Source organism: Enterobacter cloacae complex sp. HYC042_NIDB, from assembly GCF_056673315.1.
The window spans coordinates 4555390-4581444 of sequence record NZ_CP109650.1 but is presented as its reverse complement, the minus strand read 5'-3'; the positions used below and the strand labels follow the sequence as shown (position 1 = coordinate 4581444).

Below are 26055 nucleotides of genomic sequence, written 5' to 3'. Positions count from 1 at the left end.
ATCTCAGGCGCGTTGGGCGTGGATAAAGGACGCCAGGGTGGCGACGGAAAAGAAGTGCTGGCGCATCTCTTCGCTTTCGGCAGAAAGCACCACGCCATACTGGTTTTTCACCGCCAGACCCAACTCCAGCGCGTCGATAGAGTCGAGACCCAGCCCGTCGCCAAACAGCGCGGCATCGGTATCAATATCCTCTGCGGTAAGCTCGTCCAGATTCAGCGTGGTGATAATGAGATTCTTAATTTCAAGATAAAGCGCTTGCATCATTAATTCCTGACAAAGATTGAAGGCCTGATGTTAATCGATGCTGCAGGTGCCGGTTTAACTGCCTTGCCGCCAGTGCCGGTTCTTGTTGCCTTGCATCGTAAAATTCGTCGATGTTCACGCGATCGCGCACATCGACGGTAAAGACAGGTTTTGCGGGCGGTACATCATACCAGCGGCTTTTTTTATCCAGCAGGTGCTCACTGCAGTGGATGAGTACGATCCGCAGATCGCTGCCGCAGCGCACGGCGATATTTGCCGCGCCACGCTGGAGGGACATCGCCTCACCTGGGCGGGTACGTGTGCCTTCCGGGAAGATTAACAGCGTGTCGCCCTGGGCCAGACGCTGCTGGCTGGCGGCGAGCAGAGGCTCGGCTTCGCTGTTAATCAGATAATCTGCCGCGCGGATAACGCCGCTGACAAACGGATTGCGCAGCAGCGCGCTTTTCACCAGACAGTCGGTTTCGGGCATTACCGACGCCAGAATCACGTAGTCAATTAACGTAGGGTGGTTAGCCACCACCAGGCAGCCCCGATCGCCGCGCAGGGCATCAAGATTGTGGATGCGATAGTCCAGCACCCCGGTGCCGCGGGCAACGGTTAAGAAGAAGCGGAAGCTGGCCGCGATGCTGCGGCGCGCCAGGCGACGGCGTTTGGCGCGATCGCGCTGGGCAATCAGCAGCAGGTTGAACCAGACCAGCGACAACAGCAGCCCGCCCGCGCCAAACAGCACGAAGCAGAATCCGGTCATGACCAGACGCCATAGCCAGTTGATCCGGGCGGTCAGGCGGTTCATTGGCGCGCCCACTGCCACAGCAAACGTTCGCCGGGCACCACAAACTGCCGTTCCTCACGGAGATAGCGTTGCAGGAACATCAGGCTTTGCGGCAGGGCGGCTTCCTCGCCCGTGCTGCCGCTGCGGGTTTCGCACTGCCATTCGCTGCCGGCTTCAATCACCAGCGCCACCGCGTACGGCCAGGTAGGCATCTGCGGCGGTAACGCCGGATGGTAAAATTCCGGCAGCGCGCCGTCAAAATCCACCAGCAGGACGCGGGAGTAGCCCGCATGCAGCAGGCTCAGCACTTCACACAGGGCCTGCTGGAAGGTGTCCAGCCCGGCGGAAATGGATGATGAGACAACAGGCTGGCGAGCGGCGATCGTGAGATTGCCCACCGCGGAATTGTGCACGGACATGGCGAAGTCGGTAGGCGAGACGGCCTGCCCGGTCGCCAGCGTATGCAGAATACGGTAATTGCGCTCCAGCTCGCCGTGGCGGCTGGAATAGACGACGGCGTCTATGGCGTGGCTTTGCAGCATGGCAAGACCAATATCCACCGCCAGCTTACTGCCTGAGTTAAGGCGGCGCGCGGTCATCATGGGTAACGCGGTCAGGCGGGGTAGAGGAGCCGTCGGGTCGATGGTCGACTGCAGGCGCGACCACGCCTGCCACTCTGCGGCATCGCTTAGTCCTGGCGCTCTTGCCTGCCAGTCAATAATGTTCAGTGAAAATTTCATCTACGCGCGTCCGCGGAATACCGTATTCAAAGGGCAGCCAGGCTGCGCTATTGTTCACGTTTGGTGCAAATTAACAGGGTATGACCTACCCCAAGGTTATCCAGCCGCTGTGCTATGCTGAAGCCCGCCCTTTCCAGGTAGTGATAAAACTTCTCTACGCTGTAAAACCGGCTATTGCCATTCGCCATACAGGTGAAATAGAGCGAGGTGGCATTCAGGCTGAAAGCCGCCGCTTCATATTTCTGGGCATCCCAGAAAAGCTCCATGATGCACAACCGTGCGCCAGGCTTCATGACCTCTGCGACGCGCGTCAGCATGGCGACAATCTGATCCGGAGAGAAACAGTCGAGGAACTGGCTCATCCACCAGACGTCGGCATCTCCCGGCAATGCCGACGGACTAAGCATATCGACAGCATGGAATCCAATACGATGAGAAAAACCTGCTTTTTCGATGTTTTCCTGCGCCAGCGCTATCTGCTGCGGGAGATCGAGGATCGTCACGGCAACATTGTCGTCATAGCGGCAGCAGCGTAACGACCATTTACCTGTATTTCCGCCCACATCGTACAATTTTGTCGGCGAGCTTGCGAATATATATGGCAACGCAGCGTCAAAAGCGGCGTCGGAATAGTAATGATCGAAGGCAAACCAGCTCTCTTTTGCCGGGGCAGGAAGCTGGGATAAAGCCGGATAGATGGTTGGCCAGTCGCCAAACACGGATAATCCAGCCGGTTTTTCTTTCTGCAGGGCATCGGCCAGATGAAATAACCCCTGGTAACAGACGTCCTGCGTGAAATCCATATTAACGCGGGTCATGGTATCGTGGAGTAAGAAATGGCCCACTTTCGCCAGGAAATAACGACCTTCTTTATAAGTAATTATCCGCCCGCTTAATCCCATGTCTAACAATACGCTGACGGCATAACTGCTCAGGGTACTGTTTTCGGTTATTTCGTCGAGGCTCGCCCCCTTATTACCCTGTTTATCGAGCCAGGCGAGAACGCCCGAGTTACGCAGACAAAGCGCGGTCTGAAATAACATCGGCGCAAAAGCGATGCGTTGCGCTTCGGTAATGGCATCCAGCGCGCTGAGCGTGTCCTTTTCGTACATTGTTGCGTAACCTTTCAGGGTAAGAAATGAGGTTATCGGGCCATGTCCGGCCCGACTTTAGAAAAATATTACAGCGCGGCACCCGCAGAAAGGTTCAGCTGAATATCGTGGTCGAGGTTGTTCACCCAGCGGTTATAATTTTTGTGAATTTTACCGTCTGCCGCTTTCAGGTTCAGGCTGCTTTCGTAATTAATTGAATAACTTGTCGCAGAGTAGGGAATACGCACCTGGACCGAGTGATCGCGTGCCTGCAGACGGCCCTTAATCACGCCCGGGCCCGCTTCCGTCATGATCCAGTCACGCTTCTGGCCTGCTTTCAAAATGGCTGTTTTCACCTGATCGGCAGTATGACCCGCGCTCACGACAGAGTGAACCTGAGCAATAGGGGCGGTACGCGCACAGCCAGCCAGTGCGCCAACGAATACGGCGGCAGTGCACCATTTAACGAGCTTTTTCATCAACAACTCCATATCAATAATAACAATTAAAGGTAGTGTTTTTTACAAATAAGCATCACCAGGCTTAGGGATTAAGTCAGGTGTGTTTTTAATCAATATTAATGTTTACATTACGTCGTCGCTAAGGCGGGGTATAATATCACGCAAAATAATTAATCATTCCGTTTTTTTTAATTTACATTAAGGGGGTGTTGCATTTAAGCGAAATCCGGGTGAGTTGATAAAAACGGAAGAAATAAGCCTTAACGCAAATAAAAAAATACCGCGACGGTGAGCGTCGCGGTATTTGACGGTATAAACCCGTTTACACAGACAGATACGTTACCCCGGCAACCGGCTTTTCGGCCGCCCTGGCCCAAGCAGGATCGCCAGCTTGCTGCCCCCTTTGGTGGTTTCCATCCAGATTTTACATACGCTGGTCAGCGGGACCGACAGCAGCATGCCGACAGGGCCCAGCAGCCATCCCCAAATCAGCAAGGATAAAAACACCACCAGCGTCGACATGCCCAGCCGGTGCCCCATCATGCGCGGTTCAAGAATGTTGCCCAGCACCATATGCACGACGAGGAACAGCGCCCCGACCAGCATACATTCGTAGAAACCGTTAAACAGGAACGCCTGAATCATCGGCGGCACGGCAGAAAGCACCGCGCCAATATTCGGCACGTAGTTCAGCAGAAACGCCAGCACCCCCCACATCAGCGCGAACTGAACATCCATCAGCATCAGCCCCAGCCAGACAATAATCCCGGTCCAGACGCTTAGCAGCGTTTTCAGCGCCAGATATTTGGAGACGCCCTTTAAGGCGCGGTGTAGGCCGGCAATGTGTATTTGCGGGTTATTTAAAGCAAAGCGCAGCTTATACGGAACATGGCGCACTTCGAACAGCATAAACACCACCGTCATGACCAGCAGCAAAATGCTGGCCATCGCGCCGGAAAGACCGGTCATCAGCGTGGTGGCGTAGGTCATGACCTTCTCGGAATCCATCCTGCGCAGCATCCGTTCTGGCGAAATATGCAGGTTAAGAAAGGGCATCATCTCCTGCAGCGCGACGATTTTACGTGTCAGCTCTTTATTGTACTGCGGCAACATGGTGGAGAATTCGCTCAGCGATGCCGCCAGTACGCCGAAGAGCGCCGTCAGGCCAATCAGCATCACGATAACCACGATGGTGATGGCCACCGGGCGGCTCACGCCCCGGCGTAAAAACCAGGTCACCAGCGGATTGAGGACAATGGCAAAAAAGAGCGCCAGCAGGAGCTGGACGATAATGTCAGCGGCAGCATGTATACCCGCAAGGATAACCACCAGACAGGCGAGTTTTAATAAGATGTGGAGTCCTGCTTTATCGGGCTGGGGAGCTAACATGCGCGTTCCTTAATAAGATGACCCGATAAGTGTAGTGCCTTAGGGCCGCTTCGTCTGGCACCGATAATCTGAAAGTCGGGGCTGATTTTCTTATTGCTCCGTGGTAATAGTGAAACACTGTTGCAAAAAATTCAGGTAGAACCCCATGCCAGAACCTGCCGCCGAACCGGCGCTGAGCGGATTGCGCCTCAATCTGCGCATTGTTTCCGTCGTTATCTTCAACTTTGCCAGCTATTTAACGATCGGCCTGCCGCTGGCGGTTCTGCCGGGCTACGTCCATGACGTGATGGGTTTTAGCGCGTTCTGGGCGGGGCTGGTCATCAGCCTCCAGTATTTCGCCACGCTCCTTAGCCGCCCGCACGCCGGGCGCTACGCCGACCTGTTCGGTCCCAAAAGCATTGTGGTAGTAGGATTGTGCGGCTGTTTCCTCAGTGGTCTGAGCTACCTGCTGGCTGCCGCTACCAGCCACTGGCCGCTGGTCAGCCTGGCGCTGCTTTGCCTGGGCCGCGTCATTCTCGGGATTGGGCAAAGCCTGGCAGGAACCGGCTCGACGCTATGGGGTGTGGGGGTTGTCGGTGCACCACACATTGGCCGGGTTATCTCGTGGAACGGGATCGTCACCTACGGGGCGATGGCGCTCGGCGCGCCGCTTGGCGTGGCCTGTTACGCCTTTGGCGGTCTGTATGGACTGTCGCTGACCATTATAGCGGTCGCGCTTGTGGCGATACTGTTTGCGCTGCCGCGCCCGAAGGTGAAGGCCAGCAAGGGCAAGCCGCTGCCGTTTCGGGCCGTGCTGGGGCGCGTCTGGCCGTACGGCATGGCGCTGGCCCTGGCGACCACCGGCTTCGGCGTCATTGCGACCTTCATTACCCTGTTTTATGACGCCAAAGGCTGGGAGGGCGCGGCCTTTGCGTTAACCCTCTTCAGCGGTGCGTTTGTTGGCGCACGCCTGCTTTTCCCGAACGGTATCAACCGTCTGGGCGGGCTGAACGTGGCGATGATTTGCTTTACGGTAGAGATTGTCGGGCTGCTGTTAACCGGCATCGCCAGCGCGCCCTGGATGGCGAAAATTGGCGTCTTCCTGGCGGGAGCCGGTTTCTCGCTGGTCTTCCCGGCACTGGGCGTGGTGGCGGTTAAAGCGGTGCCGCAGCAGAACCAGGGGGCGGCGCTGGCGACCTATACGGTATTTATGGATATGTCTTTAGGCATAACCGGGCCGCTGGCGGGGCTGGTGATGGCCTGGGCGGGGGTACCGGTGATCTATCTTGCCGCGGCGGGTCTGGTGATAATTGCCCTGCTGCTGACGTGGCGGCTAAAAAAATGGCCCCCGGTGCAGGCACCGGAGGCCACGTCATCGTCGTGAAGGGTTACTGGATCACGATGGTGTTAATGATGTTTTCAGCAGCCGTCTGCGCTTTCTGCTGATCTTCCGCTGGCAGGGTGATCTGCAGGGTCAGCAGTTTGTTATCAACCTTGCCCAGCACCACAGAAGACCAGGCGGTCTGGCCTTTCGCGGAGATGATGCTGTCCAGCTGCTGCAGCTTATGGCCTTTCAGCTCGATGGATTTATTGGTCACGACCTGCAGCTGCGGGTCGCGGCCGCGCTGCTGGTCTTCCAGACGTTTGGACAGGACGGCCAGGTCTTCGCTGGTGTCGTCGCCCACAATCACAATGACCGCTTTCTGGCCGGTTGCGTCGGAGTAAACGTGCATGTTATTCGCCTGGGTGCCCAGCTTGCCGCTCTGGTCAGTCATATCGGCTGGCAGAGAGAAACTGAGTTTGCCATCCATCAGATTCACCGGCTGACCGGTCGCGTTGCTTTCTGCGGATGCGCCCTGAGCAGGCGTTTTCGTGTCGCTGTTATCACAGGCTGCAAGACCCACAACCAGCAGGCCAATCCCGACATATTTAACCAGATTGCGCATTGACTTCTTCCTTTCGATAAACGGCCATAGCGGCTCATTCACCCATCTTATCACAACTGATAAAGCGAACCCTTAACCAGCCTGCAATGCCGTGATTTCAGATTTATCTGCCAGCCTTTTCAGCAGCATATTCAGCAGCACGCCGTACATCGGCAGGAAGAAAACAATGCTGATGAGCACCTTGAAGCAGTAGTCCACCAGCGCGATCTCCATCCAGTGTTCGGCCATAAAGGCATCCGGGCTGCGCCAGAAGGCGATGAAGAAGAAGGCCAGCGTATCGCTTACGTTGCCGAACAGCGTGGACGCGGTCGGCGCCATCCACCAGCGGTGATTCTGACGCAGGCGGTTAAACACGTGCACGTCGAGGATCTGCCCCAGCGCGTAGGCCATAAAGCTTGCCGCTGCGATACGGGCGACAAACAGATTGAAGTGTGTCAGCGCCTCAAAGCCCTGCCAGCTACCCATGTAAAACAGGGAGGAGATCACGTACGAGATGAACAGCGCCGGAAGCATGACCGCAAAGATAATGCGGCGTGCCAGCGGTGCGCCGAAGATACGCACGGTCAGATCGGTGGCGAGGAAAATAAACGGAAAGCTGAACGCGCCCCAGGTGGTATGAAAACCAAAAATGGAGATCGGGAGCTGCACCAGGTAGTTGCTGGAGGTGATCACCAGCAAATGGAAAAGCGAAAGCCAGAACAACGCTTTTACGCGCTGTGATTCAGAGAACTGCGTCATATTGTGACCTTTTTATACGTTGGGGTGAGGGAACCCAATAAAAACCGCAGCATGATACTGCTTTGGCTGGACATTGCAATGGTTAGTTTTTGCGCAATCGTTAACCTGGTTTGCATTGCCCGCGCCGGGGCGTAAACTACAGCCGTTTTTATCTGACCGAGAAGATCATGACCGACCTGTTTTCCAGCCCAGACCACACCCTTGATGCCCAGGGCCTTCGCTGCCCGGAGCCGGTAATGATGGTACGTAAGACCGTGCGTAACATGCAGACCGGTGAAACGCTGCTGATTATTGCCGACGATCCGGCCACCACGCGCGATATTCCCGGTTTTTGTACCTTTATGGAGCATGAGCTGGTGGCGCAGCAGACGGAAACGCTGCCGTATCGGTATTTGATTCGTAAGGGGTAGGTGGGCTGTCCTCTGCGGCCTGATGCCCTCACCCCGGCCCTCTCCCACGGGGAGAGGGAGAAAGTCATCCTTTCATCCACGCCCTGATCCCGTCCAGGAACATCTGCGTCGCCATCATTACCAGAATCAGCCCCATCAGACGCTCCAGCGCGTTCACCCCTTTCTCACCCAGCAGGCGCAGGAACAGCGACGACTGCAGCAGAATAATAAACGTTCCGCCCCAGGCAATCAGCAGAGCAATGACCAGATGACTCATCTGATTCGGATACTGATGCGACAACAGCATCAGCGTCGCCAGAATGGTTGGCCCCGCGACGAGGGGAATCGCCAGCGGCACAATAAACGGCTCTTCGCCCGCGGGCAGGCCGCTGCTGCTGCCTTCGGCGCTCGGGAAGATCATCTTAATGGCAATCAGGAACAGAATAATCCCGCCGGAAATGGAGACCGTTTCGGCGCGCAGGTTCAGGAACGCGAGGATTTTTTCACCGGCAAACAGGAAGATAAACATCACCAGCAGGGCAATAAGCAGCTCGCGGATCATGATCGCCCGGCGGCGCTTCGGCTCGGTGTGCTTCAGCACCGACATGAAGATGGGCAGGTTGCCCAGTGGATCCATTATCAGGATCAATAAAACCGCTGCTGAAATGATTTCACTCATGTAAATTATCCCTGAAACTCTCTATGGTTATTATGATAATTAGCTGTATTTCTGATTGCCGGGCAATCATCGATTAATTTCGCTTGCGACTTTGGCAGCATTTTGTAATGTGAAGCATATCCCAGTTCAATACTGGCTTGCACAATCAGCACACACCCTCAGCAGGAAAAAAATGCTATGAAAAACGTTGGTTTCATCGGCTGGCGCGGTATGGTCGGCTCTGTACTCATGCAACGCATGGTTGAAGAGCGCGATTTCGACGCTATCCGCCCGGTCTTCTTCTCCACTTCCCAGCTCGGCCAGGCTGCTCCGTCCTTTGGTGGTACCACAGGCACGTTGCAGGACGCTTACGATCTGGAAGCGCTGAAGGCACTCGACATTATTGTGACCTGCCAGGGCGGCGATTATACCAACGAAATCTATCCAAAGCTGCGTGAAAGCGGCTGGCAGGGCTACTGGATTGACGCGGCCTCTTCACTGCGCATGAAAGACGATGCCATCATTATTCTCGACCCGGTTAACCAGGACGTCATCACCGACGGCCTGAACAACGGCGTGAAAACCTTTGTTGGCGGCAACTGCACCGTCAGCCTGATGCTGATGTCACTCGGCGGCCTGTTCGCGCAGGACCTGGTGGAGTGGGTCTCCGTGGCGACCTACCAGGCCGCGTCCGGCGGCGGCGCGCGACACATGCGCGAGCTGCTGACCCAGATGGGCCAGCTGCACCAAAGCGTCGCGACCGAGCTGGCAAACCCGGCGTCCGCCATCCTCGACATCGAGCGCAAAGTCACTCAGCTGACCCGCAGCGGCGAGCTGCCGGTGGATAACTTTGGCGTACCGCTGGCTGGCGGCCTGATCCCGTGGATCGACAAACAGCTGGATAACGGCCAGACCCGCGAAGAGTGGAAGGGCCAGGCGGAGACCAACAAAATCCTCGCCACCGCGAATACCATTCCGGTTGACGGTCTGTGCGTGCGTATCGGCGCGCTGCGCTGCCACAGCCAGGCCTTCACCATTAAACTGAAAAAAGATGTGTCTATTCCGACCGTGGAAGAGTTGCTGGCCGCGCACAACCCGTGGGCGAAAGTGGTACCAAACGATCGCGATATCACCATGCGTGAACTGACCCCGGCTGCCGTTACCGGCACGCTGACCACACCGGTTGGCCGCCTGCGCAAGCTGAACATGGGGCCGGAGTATCTCTCCGCGTTCACCGTCGGCGACCAGCTGTTGTGGGGGGCCGCCGAGCCGCTGCGCCGCATGCTGCGCCAACTGGCGTAATAATTTGTTAAACACGGGGGGTGATTGTCACCCCCTTTTTTTGCGTACTACATGGAGTAAAACGCAGATGTCTTATTTTTTATCAGGAGGAACCACGACGTTGGCTATGCTTTAAGGAAGATTTATTTCTCACCTGAGGGTAGGGCGGAGCAGAGAGGATCAACTGCACCGTTTAGGTCACATTAAAAGTCGTCCCGGAGCGCGTAAAAAGGGCGACATAAAAAAACAGGATGAATACCATGTCCGATCGTATTTCGAGAGACGTGATTAATGCGCTTATTGCGGGTCATTTTGCTGACCCCTTTTCTGTGCTAGGGATGCACCGTACAGAGGCCGGACTGGAAGTTCGGGCGCTGTTGCCGGATGCGACAGAAGTGTGGGTTATCGAACCCAAAACCGGCCGCAAGGTGGGTAATCTGGAATGCCTCGACTCGCGCGGCTTCTTCTCGGGCGTCATGCCCCGCCGTAAAAACCCCTTTCGCTATCAGCTCGCCGTTATCTGGCACGGCCAGCAAAACCTGATTGACGATCCCTACAGCTTTGGGCCGCTCTTAAAAGAGATGGATGCCTGGCTGCTGTCCGAAGGGACCCATTTACGCCCCTACGAAACGCTGGGTGCCCACGCGGATACCATGGACGGTATCACCGGCACGCGCTTTGCCGTATGGGCGCCAAACGCCCAGCGCGTCTCCGTCGTTGGGCAGTTCAACTACTGGGACGGTCGCCGCCACCCGATGCGCCTGCGCCGTGAGACGGGCATCTGGGAGCTGTTTATCCCCGGGGCGCATAATGGCCAGCTCTACAAATTTGAGATGATCGACGCGCACGGCAAGCTACGCATTAAAGCCGACCCGTACGCCTTCGAGGCGCAGATGCGCCCGGATACCGCATCGCTGATCTGCGGCCTGCCGGAGAAGGTCGTTCAGACCGAGGAGCGCAAGCAGGCCAACCGCTTTGATGCGCCGATCTCCGTTTACGAAGTGCATCTCGGCTCCTGGCGCCGCCACACGGACAACAACTTCTGGCTCAGCTACCGGGAGCTCGCCGACCAGCTGGTGCCGTACGCCAAATGGATGGGCTTTACCCACCTCGAACTGCTGCCGGTTAACGAGCACCCGTTCGACGGCAGCTGGGGCTATCAGCCCACCGGGCTGTATGCGCCCACGCGGCGCTTCGGCACGCGCGATGATTTCCGCTATTTCATTGATGCCGCGCACGCCGCCGGGCTGAACGTGATCCTCGACTGGGTGCCGGGCCATTTCCCGTCGGACGATTTTGCGCTGGCAGAGTTCGACGGCACGAAGCTGTACGAGCACAGCGACCCGCGCGAAGGCTATCACCAGGACTGGAACACGCTGATCTACAACTACGGTCGCCGTGAAGTGTCAAACTACCTGGTGGGGAATGCGCTGTACTGGATCGAACGCTTCGGCATTGACGCCCTGCGCGTGGATGCGGTGGCCTCGATGATCTACCGCGACTACAGCCGCAAAGAGGGGGAGTGGATCCCGAACGAGTATGGCGGCCGTGAAAACCTCGAAGCGATTGAATTTCTGCGCAACACCAACCGCATCATCGGCGAGCAGGTGGAAGGCGCCGTGACCATGGCGGAAGAGTCGACGGACTTTGCGGGCGTCTCCCGCCCTCCGTCATCAGGCGGCCTGGGGTTCTGGTACAAGTGGAACCTGGGCTGGATGCACGACACGCTCGACTACATGAAGCTCGACCCGGTTTATCGTCAGTATCACCACGATAAGCTCACCTTCGGGCTGCTCTACAACTACACAGAAAACTTCATGCTGCCGCTGTCGCACGATGAAGTGGTGCACGGCAAAAAATCCATTCTCGACCGCATGCCGGGCGACGCGTGGCAGAAGTTTGCCAACCTGCGCGCCTACTACGGCTGGATGTTTGCCTTCCCGGGCAAAAAGCTGCTGTTTATGGGCAATGAGTTCGCCCAGGGTCGCGAGTGGAACCACGACACCAGCCTCGACTGGCATCTGCTGGAGGGCGGCGACAACTGGCACCACGGCGTACAGCGTCTGGTGCGCGACCTGAACCTGACCTACCGCCACCACAAAGCGCTGCACGAGCTGGACTTCGACCCGTACGGCTTTGAGTGGCTGGTGGTGGACGACCACCAGCGCTCGGTGTTTGTCTTTGTACGTCGTGACAAAGCGGGTAACGAGATTATCGTCGCCAGCAACTTCACGCCGGTGCCGCGCGAACACTACCGCTTCGGCATTAACCAGCCGGGCAAATGGCGCGAGATCCTGAATACCGACTCCATGCATTACCACGGCAGTAACGCCGGTAACGGCGGGCTGGTGCAGAGCGATGCGATTGAAAGCCACGGGCGTCCAAACTCCCTGAGCCTGACGCTGCCGCCGCTTGGCACCATCTGGCTGATGCGGGAGGGAGAATGACGCAGCTTACGGCAGGTAAACCCGAACCGCTCGGCGCGAGTTTTGATGGAAAGGGGGTGAACTTCACGCTCTTTTCTGCTCACGCGGAGCGGGTGGAGCTCTGCGTGTTTGACGGGGAGGGTAACGAGCACCGTTACGATTTACCGTCCCGCACGGGAGACATCTGGCACGGTTACCTGTCCGGCGGGCGTCCGGGAATGCACTACGGTTTTCGCGTACACGGCCCGTGGGAGCCTTCTCAGGGGCACTGGTTTAACCCGGCGAAGCTGCTGATTGACCCGTGCGCGCGCCGCGTGGACGGCGAGTTTAAAGACGACCCGCTGTTCCACGTCGGCTACGGCGAACCGGACCACCGCGATAGCGCGCCCGTCGCGCCGAAAAGCGCGGTGGTGCACGATCTCTACGACTGGGAAGACGATGCCCCGCCGCGCACGCCGTGGGGTAACACCGTCATCTATGAAGCGCACGTCAAAGGGCTGACCTACCTGCACCCGTCGATCCCCAAAGAGATGCGCGGCACCTACAAAGCGCTGGGGCATCCGACCATGGTCGCTTACCTGAAGCATTTGGGCATCACCGCGCTGGAGCTGCTTCCGGTGGCGCATTTCGCCAGCGAGCCGCGTCTTCAGCGTCTTGGGTTAAGCAACTACTGGGGCTACAACCCGCTGGCGATGTTCGCTCTCGACCCGCGCTACGCGGTGCATCCGGAGAAAGCGCGGGACGAGTTTCGCGACGCGGTGAAGGCACTCCACGCCGCGGGCATTGAGGTCATTCTGGACGTGGTGCTGAACCACAGTGCGGAAAGCGATCTTGACGGCCCGACGCTCTCACAACGCGGAATCGATAACCGTAGCTATTATTGGATCAGGGAAGATGGCGATTACGAGAACTGGACCGGGTGCGGTAACACCCTCAACCTCAGCCATCCGGCCGTTACGCATTACGCGTACGAATGCCTGAAATACTGGGTAGAGACGTTCCACGTTGACGGTTTTCGTTTCGACCTGGCGCCGGTGATGGGGCGCACTCCAGCATTTAGCCAGCAGGCGCCGCTGTTTGAGGCGATAAAAAACTGCCCGGTGCTCTCAACGGTGAAGCTCATCGCAGAGCCGTGGGACATCGGTGAAGGCGGTTATCAGGTGGGGAACTTCCCGCCGCTGTTTGCCGAGTGGAACGACCACTACCGCGATGCCATCCGTCGCTTCTGGCTGGCGCGCGATCTGTCGCTGGGCGAGTTCGCCGGACGCTTTGCCGGCTCCAGCGATCTCTTTAAGCGCGACGGAAAACGTCCGTCGGCCACCATCAACCTGGTGACGGCGCATGACGGTTTTACGCTGCGCGACTGCGTTTGTTTCAATCAGAAACACAATGAGGCCAACGGCGAAGAGAATCGCGATGGCACTAACAATAACCATAGCTTCAATCATGGTATAGAAGGGTTAGGCGGAAGTCTGGATGTGATCGAGCGGCGACGCGCCAGCGTTCATGCGCTGCTGACGACGCTTTTGCTGTCTCAGGGCACGCCGATGCTGCTGGCGGGCGACGAGCACGGCCACAGCCAGCACGGCAATAACAACGCCTATTGCCAGGACAATACCTTAACCTGGCTCGACTGGGGGGAGGCGAACAGCGGGTTGACCCATTTCACCGCGGCGCTGATCCACCTTCGCCAGCAGATCCCCGCCCTTACCGCCGACAGCTGGTGGGAAGAGGGCGACGGCAACGTTAGCTGGCTGAATAAAGACGCGCAGCCGTTGAGCGCGCAAGAGTGGCAACACGGCATCACCTGCCTGCAAATCCTGCTTTCGGATAAGTGGCTGGTGACGCTGAACGCGACGGACGACGTCGCAGAGATTGTTTTACCTGACGGGGAGTGGCGAGCTGTTCCCCCCTTTGCCGGAGCGGATAATCCGGTAGTAATGGCTGTCTGGCACGGGCCTGCGCACGGAGTGTGCGTATTCCAAAGATGATAAAAAAGGAGTTAGTCATGGTTAGATTAGAGAAGAACGATCCGTTAATGTTGGCGCGCCAGCTACCATTAAAAACCGTTGCCCTGATACTTGCGGGCGGGCGTGGTACCCGTCTGAAAGATTTGACCATCAAGCGCGCCAAGCCGGCCGTTCACTTTGGTGGTAAGTTCCGCATTATCGACTTTGCGCTCTCAAACTGCCTGAACTCGGGCATTCGCCGCATTGGCGTCATTACTCAGTATCAGTCGCACACCCTGGTGCAGCACATTCAGCGCGGCTGGTCATTCTTCAGCGAAGAGATGAACGAGTTTGTCGATCTGCTCCCGGCGCAGCAGCGTGTACACGGGGAAAACTGGTACCGCGGCACGGCGGATGCGGTGACCCAAAACCTCGACATTATTCGCCGCTACAGCGCGGAATACATCGTGATCCTCGCGGGTGATCACATCTACAAGCAGGATTACTCGCACATGCTGATCGACCACGTCGAAAAAGGGGCGCGCTGCACCGTGGCGTGTCTGCCGGTGCCCGTTGCCGAGGCGACGGCGTTTGGCGTGATGCACGTGGATGCGGACGACAAGATTATCGACTTCGTTGAAAAACCGGCGAACCCGCCAACCATGCCGGGCGATGACACCAAATCGCTCGCCAGCATGGGGATCTATGTCTTTGATGCAGATTATCTTTATGAGCTGCTCGAAGAAGACGACAAAGACGAAAGCTCCAGCCACGACTTCGGTAAAGACATCATCCCGAAAATTACCAAAGCTGGCATGGCCTATGCACATCCCTTCCCATTGTCCTGCGTGCAGTCCGATCCGAATGCGGAGCCATACTGGCGTGATGTGGGAACCCTGGAAGCGTACTGGAAAGCCAACCTCGATCTGGCGTCCGTGACGCCTGAGCTGGATATGTACGACCAGAACTGGCCGATTCGTACCCACATGGAATCACTGCCGCCGGCGAAGTTCGTGCAGGACCGCTCCGGCAGCCACGGCATGACCCTGAACTCGCTGGTCTCCGGCGGGTGCATCATCTCCGGTTCGGTGGTGGTGCAGTCCGTGCTGTTCCCGCGCGTGCGTATAAACTCATTCTGTAATATCGATTCGGCGGTTCTGCTGCCGGATGTCTGGGTAGGGCGTTCGTGTCGTCTGCGTCGCTGCGTGATCGACCGCGCCTGCGTCATTCCTGAGGGAATGGTGATTGGTGAAAACGCGGAAGAAGATGCGCGTCGCTTCTACCGTTCTGAAGAGGGGATCGTGTTAGTCACACGGGAAATGTTGCGGAAGCTGCAGATCAAACAGGAGCGATGATGCAGGTTTTACACGTATGTTCTGAGATGTTCCCGTTGTTAAAAACGGGCGGCCTGGCGGATGTTCTTGGTGCATTACCGGCGGCGCAAATCGCCGGTGGAGTCGATACCCGCGTCCTGCTGCCCGCCTTCCCGGATATCCGGCGCGGCATACCTGATGCAAAGGTGGTGACCCGCCGTGAAACGTTTGCCGGACGCATCACCCTGCTGTTTGGGCATTACAACGGCGTAGGGATCTACCTGATCGACGCGCCGCACCTGTACGACCGTCCGGGCAGCCCGTATCACGATACCAACCTGTTCGCCTATACCGACAACGTGCTGCGCTTTGCGCTGCTCGGCTGGGTGGGGGCGGAGATGGCCGTCGGGCTGGATCCATTCTGGCGTCCGGATGTGGTCCACGCGCACGACTGGCACGCCGGGCTGACGCCAGCGTATCTGGCGGCAAAAGGGCATCCGGCAAAATCGGTGTTTACGGTGCACAACCTGGCGTATCAGGGCATGTACTATGCGCATCATATGAATGACATCGATCTGCCATGGTCGTTCTATAACATGCACGGGCTGGAGTTCAACGGGCAAATTTCGTTCCTGAAGGCCGGGCTGTACTACGCCGACCACATCACGGCGGTGAGCCCCACCTACGCGCGTGAAATTACCCAGCCGGAGTTTGGCTACGGTCTGGAAGGGCTGCTGCAGCAGCGCCATCGTGAAGGCCGCCTGTCGGGCATTCTGAACGGCGTGGATGAGCAGATCTGGAGCCCTGAAACCGATCTCCTGCTGGCCGCGCGCTATGGCCGCGACTCGGTGGAAGATAAAGCCGAGAACAAGCGCCAGCTGCAAATTGCGATGGGGCTGAAGGTTAACGACAAGGTGCCACTGTTTGCGGTGGTCAGCCGCCTGACCAGCCAGAAAGGGCTGGATCTGGTGCTGGAGGCGCTGCCCGGTTTACTGGAGCAGGGCGGACAGCTGGCGCTGCTCGGCGCGGGCGACCCGGTGCTGCAGGAAGGTTTCCTCGCCGCTGCCGCGGAACATCCGGGGCAGGTGGGCGTGCAGATTGGCTATCACGAAGCATTCTCGCACCGCATTATGGGCGGAGCTGACGTGATTCTGGTGCCAAGCCGTTTCGAACCCTGCGGCCTGACGCAGCTCTACGGTCTGAAATACGGCACGCTGCCGCTGGTGCGCCGCACGGGCGGGCTGGCGGATACGGTGTCGGATAGCTCTCTGGAAAACCTGGCGGACGGTATCGCCAGCGGGTTTGTCTTTGAAGACAGTAATGCCTGGTCGCTGCTTCGGGCGATTCGGCGTGCGTTCGTCTTGTGGTCCCGTCCATCCCTGTGGCGTTACGTTCAGCGTCAGGCGATGTCCATGGACTTTAGCTGGCACGTTGCGGCGCAGTCGTACCGCGACCTTTATCAACGCTTGATGTAACGAGGCGAAGTTACTGATATGAACGCTCCATTTAGCTACTCTTCCCCCACGCTCAGCGTTGAGGCGTTAAAGCACTCCATCGCCTACAAGCTGATGTTTACCATCGGGAAAGATCCGGTCATCGCCAACAAGCACGAGTGGCTGAACGCCACCCTGTTTGCGGTGCGTGACCGCATGGTCGAACGCTGGCTGCGCTCTAACCGCGCCCAGCTTTCGCAGGAGACGCGGCAGGTTTACTATCTGTCGATGGAATTTTTGATTGGCCGCACCCTCTCCAACGCGCTGCTGTCGCTCGGTATCTACGACGACGTCAAAACCGCGCTGGAAGAGATGGGGCTGGATTTAGAAGAGCTGATTGACGAAGAGAACGACCCGGGGCTGGGTAACGGTGGTCTCGGGCGTCTTGCCGCCTGCTTCCTTGACTCGCTGGCAACGCTGGCGCTGCCGGGGCGCGGCTACGGTATTCGCTACGACTACGGCATGTTCAAGCAGAACATCGTTGACGGCCGCCAGAAAGAGTCCCCGGACTACTGGCTGGAATACGGCAACCCGTGGGAGTTCAAGCGCCACAACACGCGCTACAAGGTGCGCTTTGGCGGACGCATTCAGCAGGAAGGGAAAAAGTCCCGCTGGGTGGAAACCGAAGAGATCCTCGCCGTGGCCTATGATCAGATCATCCCCGGCTATGACACCGATGCGACCAATACGCTGCGCCTGTGGAATGCCCAGGCGAGCAGCGAAATCAACCTCGGTAAATTTAACCAGGGCGACTACTTTGCGGCGGTGGAAGATAAAAACCACTCCGAGAACGTCTCCCGCGTGCTGTACCCGGATGACTCAACCTACTCCGGGCGCGAGCTGCGCCTGCGTCAGGAGTATTTCCTCGTCTCCGCGACGATTCAGGACATCCTCAGCCGTCACCATCAGCTGCACAAAACCTACGCCAACCTGGCGGAGAAAACCGCGATTCACCTTAACGACACCCATCCGGTGCTCTCCATTCCCGAGCTGATGCGCCTGCTGATCGACGAGCACAAGTTCAGCTGGGACGACGCGTTTGAAGTGACGTGCCAGGTGTTCTCCTACACCAACCACACCCTGATGAGCGAAGCGCTGGAGACCTGGCCGGTGGACATGCTCGGCAAAATTCTGCCGCGCCACCTGCAAATCATCTTCGAGATCAACGACTACTTCCTCAAGACGCTGCAGGAGCAGTACCCGAACGATACCGGGCTGCTGAGCCGCGCGTCTATCATTGATGAGTCGAACGGTCGTCGCGTGCGCATGGCCTGGCTGGCGGTTGTCATCAGCCACAAGGTCAACGGGGTGTCCGAGCTGCACTCGAACCTGATGGTGCAGTCCCTGTTTGCGGACTTCGCGAAGATCTTCCCGACGCGCTTCTGCAACGTCACCAACGGCGTTACGCCGCGCCGCTGGCTGGCGCTGGCCAACCAGCCGCTCTCTGACGTGCTGGATGAGAATATCGGCCGCACCTGGCGCACCGATTTGAGCCAGCTGAGCGAGCTTAAGCAGCATATTGATTTCCCGACGGTGAACAAGGCCGTGCGGGAAGCCAAGCTGCTGAACAAGAAACGTCTGGCGGTCTGGCTGGCGATGCACCTCAACGTGGTCGCAAACCCGAAAGCGCTGTTTGACGTGCAGATCAAGCGCATCCACGAGTACAAGCGTCAGCTGATGAACGTGCTGCACGTGATCACCCACTACAACCGCATTAAGGCCGATCCAACCGCAGAGTGGGTGCCGCGCGTGAAGATCTTCGCCGGTAAGGCGGCTTCCGCCTACTACATGGCGAAGCACATTATTCACCTGATCAACGACGTGGCGAAGGTGGTGAACCAGGATCCGGAGATTGGCGACAAGCTGAAGGTGGTATTCATCCCGAACTACAGCGTCAGCCTGGCGCAGCTGATCATCCCGGCGGCAGATCTCTCCGAGCAGATCTCCACGGCGGGAACGGAAGCGTCCGGCACCAGCAACATGAAGTTTGCCCTCAACGGCGCGCTGACCATCGGCACCCTGGACGGGGCGAACGTCGAGATGCTGGAGCACGTAGGAGAAGAGAATATCTTTATCTTCGGCAATACCACCGAAGAAGTGGAGGCGCTGCGCAGGAAAGGCTACTCCCCGCGTGAGTTCTATGAAGGGGATGAAGAGCTACGTCAGGTCCTGACGCAGATTGCGACCGGTGTGTTCAGCCCCGACGAGCCGGGCCGCTATCGCGATCTGGTGGATTCGCTGATTAACTTTGGCGACCACTATCAGGTGCTGGCGGATTATCGCAGTTACGTGGACTGCCAGGATAAAGTGGATGAGCTGTACCGTCAGCAGGAGAAGTGGACCAGCGCGGCGATGCACAACATCGCCAACATGGGGTATTTCTCGTCTGACAGGACCATCAAGGAGTATGCCGAGAACATCTGGCATATTGATCCGGTGCGGTTGTAAAAACAAAGCCCGGTGGCGCCACCGGGCTTTTTACATCACGACGCCAGCGACAGCTCACGCTTCCCCGCATGCTGCTGCAGCCACTGCGCCACGCGAGACTGCTGCTCGGCGTTAAGCCACATCCCTTCTTTGGTACGACGCCAGATGGCATCTTCAAGGCGGCGAACCCACTCGTGCTCAACCAGGTAGCGCAGCTCGGCCTCGTACAGCTCGTGGCCGAAATGTTCACCCAGATCGGCAAGCGATTTCGCGTCGCCCAGGAACAGCTCGGTATTGCTGCCGTAGGTGCGGGCGTAGTGGCGCGCCATCCCTTCGGTAATGAACGGGAAGCGACGGCGCAGCTTCGCGGCGTAATCGTCGCGGTTTCCGCCAATATCTCCGCCGGGCAGCACTGCCTCTTTGGTCCACGCCGGGCCAATACCTTTGTAGTACGGCGCCAGTTTTTCCAGCGCGTGCTCGGCCAGCTTGCGGTAGGTAGTCAGCTTGCCGCCAAACACCGACAGCAGCGGTGCCTGACCGTCTACGTCGTGGATATCAAGCGTGTAGTCGCGGGTGATGGCCTGCGGTGAGTCAGACTCGTCATCGCACAGCGGACGCACGCCAGAGTAGGTCCAGACCACGTCGTCGCGCGACAGCTGTTTCTTAAAGTGCGCGTTATACACTTTCAACAGGTAGTTCACTTCGCTCTCGTCGATCTCGACGTTCTTCGGATCGCCTTTGTACTCCACGTCGGTGGTGCCGATGATGGAGAATTCGTCCATCCACGGGATCACAAACACGATGCGTTTATCTTCGTTTTGCAGGATATAAGCCTGCTTCTGGGTATGCACGCGCGGCACCACAATGTGGCTGCCTTTGATCAGGCGGATGCCGTACGGGGAAGGCAGGTGCATGCCGTCGTCGAAGAACTGCTTCACCCACGGGCCGGTGGCGTTCACCAGGCCGCGCGCTTTCCAGCTGAACTTCTCGCCGGTATCCACGTCTTCTGCTTCCACAATCCACAGGCCGTTTTCACGACGGGCGGCGGTCGCGCGGGTCCGGGTTTTCACCTCGCCGCCTTTCTTCTCGACCATCTGTGCATTCGCCAGCACCAGACGCGCATCGTCCACCCAGCAGTCTGAATATTCGAAACCGCGCACGATTTCCGGCTTAAGGACCGATTCTGAGCCAAAACGCAAACCGTTCGAACCCGGCAGGCTGGTGCGTTTGCCCAGATGATCGTACATAAACAGGCCGATGCGGATCATCCACGCCGGACGCAGGTGCGGACGGTGCGGCAGGCGGAAGCGCATCGGGATCGCCAGATGCGGGGCCATTTTCAGCAGCACTTCGCGTTCGGCCAGCGCTTCGCTGACCAGGCGGAATTCGTAGTGTTCCAGGTAGCGCAGGCCACCGTGGATCAGCTTGGAGCTGGCGGACGACGTCGCGCAGGCGAGATCGTTAGCTTCCAGCATCAGCACGGATAAACCGCGTCCTGCGGCATCAACCGCAATACCGGCACCGTTGATGCCACCGCCTATCACAATCAGATCTTTGGTTTCCATAACACCCTCATGCACTTTCGTTAAAGCTCAAAAATGTTCGATATCGCTCATAATAGCAAAGGAACGCGCTTTTGGTAACATCAAAAAAACAATTTAGAGTGATATGGATAACATAATGGCGTTTACCCGCCGCCAGGACGTACACTACGGGGTAAAATCTTGTCGTTGACCACTGTAAAGAGAACACCATGGATCAGTTTGAATGTATTAACGTAGAAGAAGCCCACCAGAAGATGCACCAGGGAAAAGCGGTGCTGGTGGACATCCGCGACCCGCAGAGTTTTGCTATGGGCCACACGCCGGGCGCGTTTCATCTGACCAACGACACGCTGGGCGCGTTTATGCGCGATAACGACTTCGAAACGCCCGTTATGGTCATGTGCTACCACGGCAATAGCAGCAAAGGCGCGGCGCAGTATCTGATTCAGCAAGGCTATGACGCGGTATACAGCGTCGACGGCGGCTTTGATGCCTGGCATCGTCATTTCCCGGCAGAAGTGGAATACGCGTTTGAGCGCTAATCCCGCTATACTGTCCCCTTTTGTGTGGAAATAAGCGACCGCTGCCCATGTTGATGATCACCTCTTTTACCAACCCGCGCGTCGCCCAGGCGTTTGTCGACTATATGGCGACGCAGGGCGTTATTCTGACCATTCAGCAACATACTCAGACCGACATCTGGCTGGCCGATGAGAGCCAGGCAGGGCGGGTCAACGAGGAGCTGGCGCGTTTCCTTGAGAACCCCGGCGACCCGCGTTATCTGGCGGCCAGCTGGCAATCCGGGCAGACCGGCAGCGGACTGCATTACAGCCGCTTTCCCTTCCTTGCCACGATTCGCGAGCGCGCGGGCCCGTTTACGCTGCTGCTGATGGCGGCCTGCATTATTGTCTTCATTATTATGAACGTGGTGGGCGACCAGAGCGTGATGATCGCGCTGGCGTGGCCGTATGATCCGTCGCTGGATTTTGACGTCTGGCGCTACTTTACCCACGCGCTGATGCATTTCTCGGTGATGCATATCCTCTTTAACCTGCTGTGGTGGTGGTATCTCGGCGGTATCGTTGAGAAGCGGCTCGGCAGCGGCAAGCTGATTGTCATCACCGTAATCAGCGCCCTGCTGAGCGGCTATGTACAGCATAAATTCAGCGGCCCGTGGTTCGGCGGGCTGTCGGGTGTCGTCTACGCTTTGATGGGCTACGTCTGGCTTCGCGGGGAGCGCGACCCGGAAAGCGGCATCTATTTACAACGCGGATTAATAGCCTTTGCGTTAATATGGCTAATTGCCGGATGGTTTGATCTGTTTGGTATGTCTATCGCCAATGGTGCGCACGTCACCGGCCTCGCCGTCGGTCTTGCAATGGCGCTTGCCGACACGCTCCATGCGCGAAAACGAACATAATTCTCAGGGATAATTGATGAAACAAACACAACGTCATGACGCCATTATCGAACTGGTCAAAAAACAGGGATACGTCAGCACCGAAGAGCTGGTCGAGCAGTTTGCCGTCAGCCCGCAAACCATCCGTCGTGACCTGAACGATCTGGCCGATCAGAACCGTATTTTGCGCCACCACGGCGGCGCGGCGCTGCCGTCCAGCTCGGTCAACACCTCCTGGCATGACCGTAAAGCGACGCAGACGGCGGAGAAAGAGCGCATTGCCCGCAAGGTCGCCAGCCAGATCCCGAACGGGGCGACGCTGTTTATCGATATCGGCACCACGCCAGAAGCGGTCGCTCATGCGCTGCTGGATCACGAGAACCTGCGCGTGGTGACCAACAACCTGAACGTGGCCAACACGTTGATGCAGAAAGATGATTTCCGCATCATCCTCGCGGGTGGCGAACTGCGCAGCCGCGACGGCGGGATTATCGGCGAAGCGACGCTCGACTTTATCTCTCAGTTCCGCCTCGACTTCGGCATCCTGGGGATCAGCGGCATCGACACCGACGGCTCACTGTTGGAGTTTGATTATCACGAGGTGCGCACCAAGCGCGCGATTATTGAGAACTCGCGCCACGTAATGCTGGTAGTGGACCATTCGAAGTTTGGTCGTAACGCGATGGTGAACATGGGCAGCATCAGCATGGTGGATGCGGTCTATACCGACGTGATGCCGCCAGCAGGCGTGATGCAGGTGATTAAGGATAATAATTTGCAGTTAGAGTTGTGTTGAAAAGCCGTTCTCCCTCTCCCCGTGGGAGAGGGCCGGGGTGAGGGCATCAGGCCGCACAAAACTAAACTCCGTACCCCATCATCTTCAACAGCTGCTGCGCATGCTGTACCGCGTCCTGACGGTGCGCCACGCCCAGCTTCTGATACAGATTGCGAATGTGCGTTTTGATGGTGGTTGCCGCCACCGCCAGCTCACCGGCAATCTGCTCGTTGCTATAGCCTGAATAGATCAGCCCCAGCACCTGCCATTCGCGCTGGGTGAGCGGGCTGGTGCGAATAAGCTCCGGCACTTCCGGGTGGTTCAGCAGGCGTTCAACAAAGTTCTCGTCGAAATGCGCAAACTTGTGGCGATGATGCTGATTAATTTCGCGCAGAATGCGCTGAGCGCGATGCTGATCCAGCTCCGGCAGCGTGTTGAGCTGAATCAGCTGGCGCAGCTGCTGCGCCATCACTTCACCTTCAATCACGAAGTGGCTAATAAACCCGGTGCGGTTCGCCAGCTGCAAGGCTTCCAGCAGCACGCGCTGGGCGTCATTTTTGCGGCCCGCCTGCCAGTAAAGCTGGTTGAGCAGCAGCAGGTTGCGGTTCAGATCGCTCATCAGACGCAGGTTGCGGGCGTTTTCGTTTAACTCTTCCAGCACAATTTCGGCAGGCTCAAAGTCACCCAGCAGGATCTGCACGCGGGCGATGTTGCGCCACTGGCTTTGCAGGAAGTGGTTATTGGCAAATTCCGGTTTAGGCGTCTGGCGCAGCCAGTTGGCGGCGGATTTTTTGTCCCCCGTCATCTGCCAGTAAATCACCCGAACCTTGTCGGCGTTCGATACCCAGTCGCTGTGGTACTGACCGTTGCCGAGCAGGTTTTCCAGACGGTTAAGGTGATTGCGGGCGTTATCCAGATCGCCACGCGCCAGCGAGCACTGCACCAGCAGGGCCAGACACTGCAATTGCTGCTGAGGCTGGAAGCCAGAGAGCACGTTCACACCCTGACGGGCGCAGCTTTCTGCTTCATCCAGACGCGACCATGCCCACAGCAGTTGAGCGCGAATACGCAACAGGAACTCGTGCATCGGCAGCTGTTCCAGGTGCTGTTCACGAATCAGCTGGAACGCTTTTTCCTGATTTTCCCAGGCGGCCTGCAGGAACCCCTGTGCGAATAAAATCTCGCTTTGCTGGATCAGGCTCCACAGGGCGTAGTGCCACACATCATGGCGGCGCGCCATCTGCTCGGTTTGCTGCATCAGCGAAAGGGAGCGCGTCAGTTCGCCCTTGCAGTGCAGCACTTCGCCGTGCACCGAGGTAGCCACAATCCGGCTGTAGAAATTCGCCAGCGGCAGTTCATCCAGCGCGACCATCGCCAGCCGTTCCGCTTCATCCGCATCGCCGTCGTTAATCGCGACCTGTGCCCGCAGGGCGTTAAATTCGCCGTGCAGGGTGATATCCATTTCGCTTTCCATCTCCTGCTCGGCGCGCGCCAGCAGGGTATTCACTTCGCTGTAGCGGTGCTGGCTCTGCATCAGCCAGGCCTGGAGCAGCACCAGGCGCGGGTTCTCCAGCAGGCTCTCCCACGGCAGGGCTTTCAACGACTCTTCCAGCAGCGTCAGTTCGCTGTGGTTAAACAGCCCCCACGCGTGGTTAAGCAGGATATCGCGCAGCATGCTGGCGTCACCGGCGGCAAGCGCGTGGTGAATGGCCTCGCTCGGGAAGCCTTGCGCCATCCAGCTTTCAGCGGCGGCGCGGTGGATTTCCGGCAATTCCGTTGCCAGCTCCCACTGGCAGCGCTGGCGCAGGAAGCTGCCAAACAGCGGGTGATAGCTGAACCACTCGCCGGGGTCGTCCATGCGCGTCAGGAACAGGCCCTGACGTTCAATCTCTTCCAGCTGCAGCTGACCGTTCTCACAGCCTGTTACGCGCACAATCAGCGCGTCGTTCATGGAGCGCAGCAGGGAGCTTTTCAGCAGGAAATTGCGGGTGGAGGGATCGACGCTGTTCAGCACCTCATCCACCAGGTAATCCGAAAGATGGCTGGCGTTGATGCCGGCCAGACGGCGCGCAGACTGGTGCGTCGGGCTGTTGTTTTGCCGGGCAGAAAGGGCAATCAGCTGTAGCGCCGTGGCCCAGCCTGCGACATCATCACACAAGCGGCTGCTTTCGGAGGCCTCAATGGGTGAGGTCAGGCGGCAGTCAAAGAACTGTTTCGCTTCCTGGTGGGTAAAGGCCAGCTGCTGGCTGCCCACTTCCAGAAGCTGATCGCGCACGCGCAGGTTGGCAATACCGAGCTGCGGCAGGTTGCGTGACAGCACGACCAGGGTCAGGTTTTCCGGCTGGTGGCGCAGGAAGAAGCGCATCGACTCATGGATAACCGGGTTCGTGATCAGATGATAGTCATCAATCACCACGTACAGCGGGCGATGCCATTCGGCCAGTTCGATAAACAGCTGAGAGAAAAGGGAGGACAGGCTGGCGTACTGGCGCTTTTGCACCATTGCCTCGCTGGCGACGCAGTGTCCGTTGGTTGCCTGTTGAATAGCGGCAATCAGATAGCTGGCAAAACGCTCTTGCTGGTTATCGCCCTCGTCGAGGGAGTACCAGCCAAGATCGCTCTTACCTGCGGCCCATTGTGAAATGAGCGTTGTTTTTCCATAACCTGCAGGGCTCGTAACCAGCGCCAGTCGGAAATTATGCGCGCCGGAAAGTTTAGCCAGCAGACGCTCGCGGACCACTGTATGGTCAAGACGAACCGGGCGACTTAATTTTGACGGAATCAACATAGGTTTCACTTCACTGTGGGGAACGAGAGAATTTATTTTTTTTGCGCTTCGTAATTAATAGCTATAAGGTCGGTCAGAAAGAGAACTATTGCAAGTTATGTCTGGCTTTTGTGGCTCTGAATTTGCACTCTGTCACAAAACATTCCGGCCAGTGCTGGAACTTTTTTGAAAAGGCTTTGATGCCGCGTCAATGCTGGCTTGTATGGATGTCACGAGGCTGGGCTGAAACTGGT

Annotated in this window: 22 protein-coding genes; 11 read left to right on the top strand and 11 right to left on the bottom strand. The window is 57.7% G+C overall.

Annotated features, from left to right (window positions below; all coding sequences use genetic code 11):
- Positions 1-3: 3 nt before the first annotated feature.
- The 6 genes from OKF39_RS21970 to OKF39_RS21945 all read right to left on the bottom strand — a co-directional run bounded on the left by OKF39_RS21970 (position 4) and on the right by OKF39_RS21945 (position 4717).
- Complete coding sequence (locus OKF39_RS21970) at positions 4-261, bottom strand: phosphopantetheine-binding protein (RefSeq protein WP_028014701.1); 258 nt, start codon at positions 259-261, stop codon at positions 4-6.
- The gene (locus tag OKF39_RS21965; protein WP_048960820.1) at positions 242-1057 is read right to left on the bottom strand and encodes a lysophospholipid acyltransferase family protein; all 816 of its coding nucleotides are present in this window, start codon (positions 1055-1057) and stop codon (positions 242-244) included. The genes OKF39_RS21970 and OKF39_RS21965 overlap by 20 nt, the downstream gene beginning before the upstream one ends.
- Complete coding sequence (locus OKF39_RS21960) at positions 1054-1776, bottom strand: beta-ketoacyl synthase chain length factor (protein ID WP_041911891.1); 723 nt, start codon at positions 1774-1776, stop codon at positions 1054-1056. Before OKF39_RS21960 ends, OKF39_RS21965 begins: the two co-directional genes overlap by 4 nt.
- A 47-nt stretch (positions 1777-1823) precedes the next feature.
- Positions 1824-2888: a class I SAM-dependent methyltransferase gene (locus OKF39_RS21955; RefSeq protein WP_041911892.1), complete on the bottom strand. Its 1065-nt coding sequence runs from the start codon at positions 2886-2888 to the stop codon at positions 1824-1826.
- 68 nt (positions 2889-2956) lie between these two features.
- Positions 2957-3346, bottom strand: coding sequence for a hypothetical protein (locus OKF39_RS21950; RefSeq protein ID WP_028014697.1), 390 nt, complete (start codon positions 3344-3346; stop codon positions 2957-2959).
- A 321-nt stretch (positions 3347-3667) separates the two neighbouring features.
- On the bottom strand, positions 3668-4717 hold the full coding sequence (locus tag OKF39_RS21945) for an AI-2E family transporter (protein WP_041911893.1): 1050 nt from the start codon (positions 4715-4717) through the stop codon (positions 3668-3670).
- A 145-nt stretch (positions 4718-4862) separates the two neighbouring features.
- Between OKF39_RS21945 and OKF39_RS21940 the strand changes: the two genes are divergently transcribed.
- Positions 4863-6080 (top strand): MFS transporter, encoded by a 1218-nt coding sequence (locus tag OKF39_RS21940; protein WP_041911894.1) that lies wholly within the window; start codon positions 4863-4865, stop codon positions 6078-6080.
- A 4-nt stretch (positions 6081-6084) separates the two neighbouring features.
- Here the strand turns inward: OKF39_RS21940 and OKF39_RS21935 are convergent, their stop codons facing one another.
- Both OKF39_RS21935 and OKF39_RS21930 read right to left on the bottom strand, forming a co-directional pair.
- Entirely contained in the window at positions 6085-6642 is a 558-nt protein-coding gene (locus OKF39_RS21935) for a DcrB family lipoprotein (RefSeq protein WP_028014694.1), read from the bottom strand.
- A gap of 72 nt (positions 6643-6714) precedes the next feature.
- Positions 6715-7380: a 7-cyano-7-deazaguanine/7-aminomethyl-7-deazaguanine transporter gene (locus OKF39_RS21930; protein ID WP_028014693.1), complete on the bottom strand. Its 666-nt coding sequence runs from the start codon at positions 7378-7380 to the stop codon at positions 6715-6717.
- Positions 7381-7547: 167 nt separating this feature from the next.
- Between OKF39_RS21930 and tusA the strand changes: the two genes are divergently transcribed.
- Positions 7548-7790, top strand: coding sequence for a sulfurtransferase TusA (tusA, locus tag OKF39_RS21925; RefSeq protein WP_032653764.1), 243 nt, complete (start codon positions 7548-7550; stop codon positions 7788-7790).
- A 64-nt stretch (positions 7791-7854) separates the two neighbouring features.
- On the opposite strand, the gene yhgN is transcribed toward tusA, so the two are convergent.
- Positions 7855-8448, bottom strand: a complete 594-nt coding sequence (gene yhgN, locus OKF39_RS21920) for an NAAT family transporter YhgN (protein ID WP_003861574.1) — start codon at positions 8446-8448, stop codon at positions 7855-7857.
- Between the two features lie 177 nt (positions 8449-8625).
- Here yhgN and asd point away from each other — a divergent pair, with 177 nt between their 5' ends.
- The 6 genes from asd to glgP all read left to right on the top strand — a co-directional run bounded on the left by asd (position 8626) and on the right by glgP (position 19337).
- Positions 8626-9729 carry an aspartate-semialdehyde dehydrogenase gene (gene asd, locus OKF39_RS21915; RefSeq protein ID WP_022649649.1) on the top strand — a complete coding sequence of 368 codons (1104 nt, stop codon included), beginning with the start codon at positions 8626-8628 and terminating at the stop codon, positions 9727-9729.
- Positions 9730-9968: 239 nt separating this feature from the next.
- Positions 9969-12155 (top strand): 1,4-alpha-glucan branching enzyme, encoded by a 2187-nt coding sequence (glgB, locus tag OKF39_RS21910; RefSeq protein ID WP_479983347.1) that lies wholly within the window; start codon positions 9969-9971, stop codon positions 12153-12155.
- Entirely contained in the window at positions 12152-14125 is a 1974-nt protein-coding gene (gene glgX, locus OKF39_RS21905; RefSeq protein WP_028014691.1) for a glycogen debranching protein GlgX, read from the top strand. The genes glgB and glgX overlap by 4 nt, the downstream gene beginning before the upstream one ends.
- A 17-nt stretch (positions 14126-14142) precedes the next feature.
- The gene (glgC, locus tag OKF39_RS21900; RefSeq protein WP_028014690.1) at positions 14143-15438 is read left to right on the top strand and encodes a glucose-1-phosphate adenylyltransferase; all 1296 of its coding nucleotides are present in this window, start codon (positions 14143-14145) and stop codon (positions 15436-15438) included.
- A complete protein-coding gene (glgA, locus tag OKF39_RS21895; protein ID WP_041911898.1) occupies positions 15438-16871 on the top strand; it encodes a glycogen synthase GlgA in 1434 nt (477 codons plus the stop codon). Before glgC ends, glgA begins: the two co-directional genes overlap by 1 nt.
- Before the next feature lie 18 nt (positions 16872-16889).
- Positions 16890-19337 carry a glycogen phosphorylase gene (gene glgP, locus OKF39_RS21890; protein WP_041911899.1) on the top strand — a complete coding sequence of 816 codons (2448 nt, stop codon included), beginning with the start codon at positions 16890-16892 and terminating at the stop codon, positions 19335-19337.
- A 35-nt stretch (positions 19338-19372) separates the two neighbouring features.
- Here glgP and glpD read toward each other — a convergent pair whose 3' ends face one another.
- The gene (gene glpD, locus OKF39_RS21885) at positions 19373-20881 is read right to left on the bottom strand and encodes a glycerol-3-phosphate dehydrogenase (protein WP_041911900.1); all 1509 of its coding nucleotides are present in this window, start codon (positions 20879-20881) and stop codon (positions 19373-19375) included.
- 188 nt (positions 20882-21069) lie between these two features.
- On the opposite strand from glpD, the gene glpE reads away from it, so the two are divergent.
- Genes glpE through OKF39_RS21870 form a run of 3 tightly spaced genes read left to right on the top strand, consistent with a single transcriptional unit; the run spans position 21070 to position 23055 of the window.
- Positions 21070-21402 (top strand): thiosulfate sulfurtransferase GlpE, encoded by a 333-nt coding sequence (gene glpE / locus OKF39_RS21880; protein ID WP_028014686.1) that lies wholly within the window; start codon positions 21070-21072, stop codon positions 21400-21402.
- Between the two features lie 47 nt (positions 21403-21449).
- Positions 21450-22280, top strand: coding sequence for a rhomboid family intramembrane serine protease GlpG (glpG, locus tag OKF39_RS21875; protein WP_048960715.1), 831 nt, complete (start codon positions 21450-21452; stop codon positions 22278-22280).
- Positions 22281-22296: 16 nt separating this feature from the next.
- Positions 22297-23055 (top strand): DeoR/GlpR family transcriptional regulator, encoded by a 759-nt coding sequence (locus tag OKF39_RS21870; RefSeq protein WP_028014684.1) that lies wholly within the window; start codon positions 22297-22299, stop codon positions 23053-23055.
- A 61-nt stretch (positions 23056-23116) separates the two neighbouring features.
- Here the strand turns inward: OKF39_RS21870 and malT are convergent, their stop codons facing one another.
- Positions 23117-25822: an HTH-type transcriptional regulator MalT gene (malT, locus tag OKF39_RS21865; protein ID WP_045259369.1), complete on the bottom strand. Its 2706-nt coding sequence runs from the start codon at positions 25820-25822 to the stop codon at positions 23117-23119.
- Between the last annotated feature and the right edge of the window lie 233 nt (positions 25823-26055).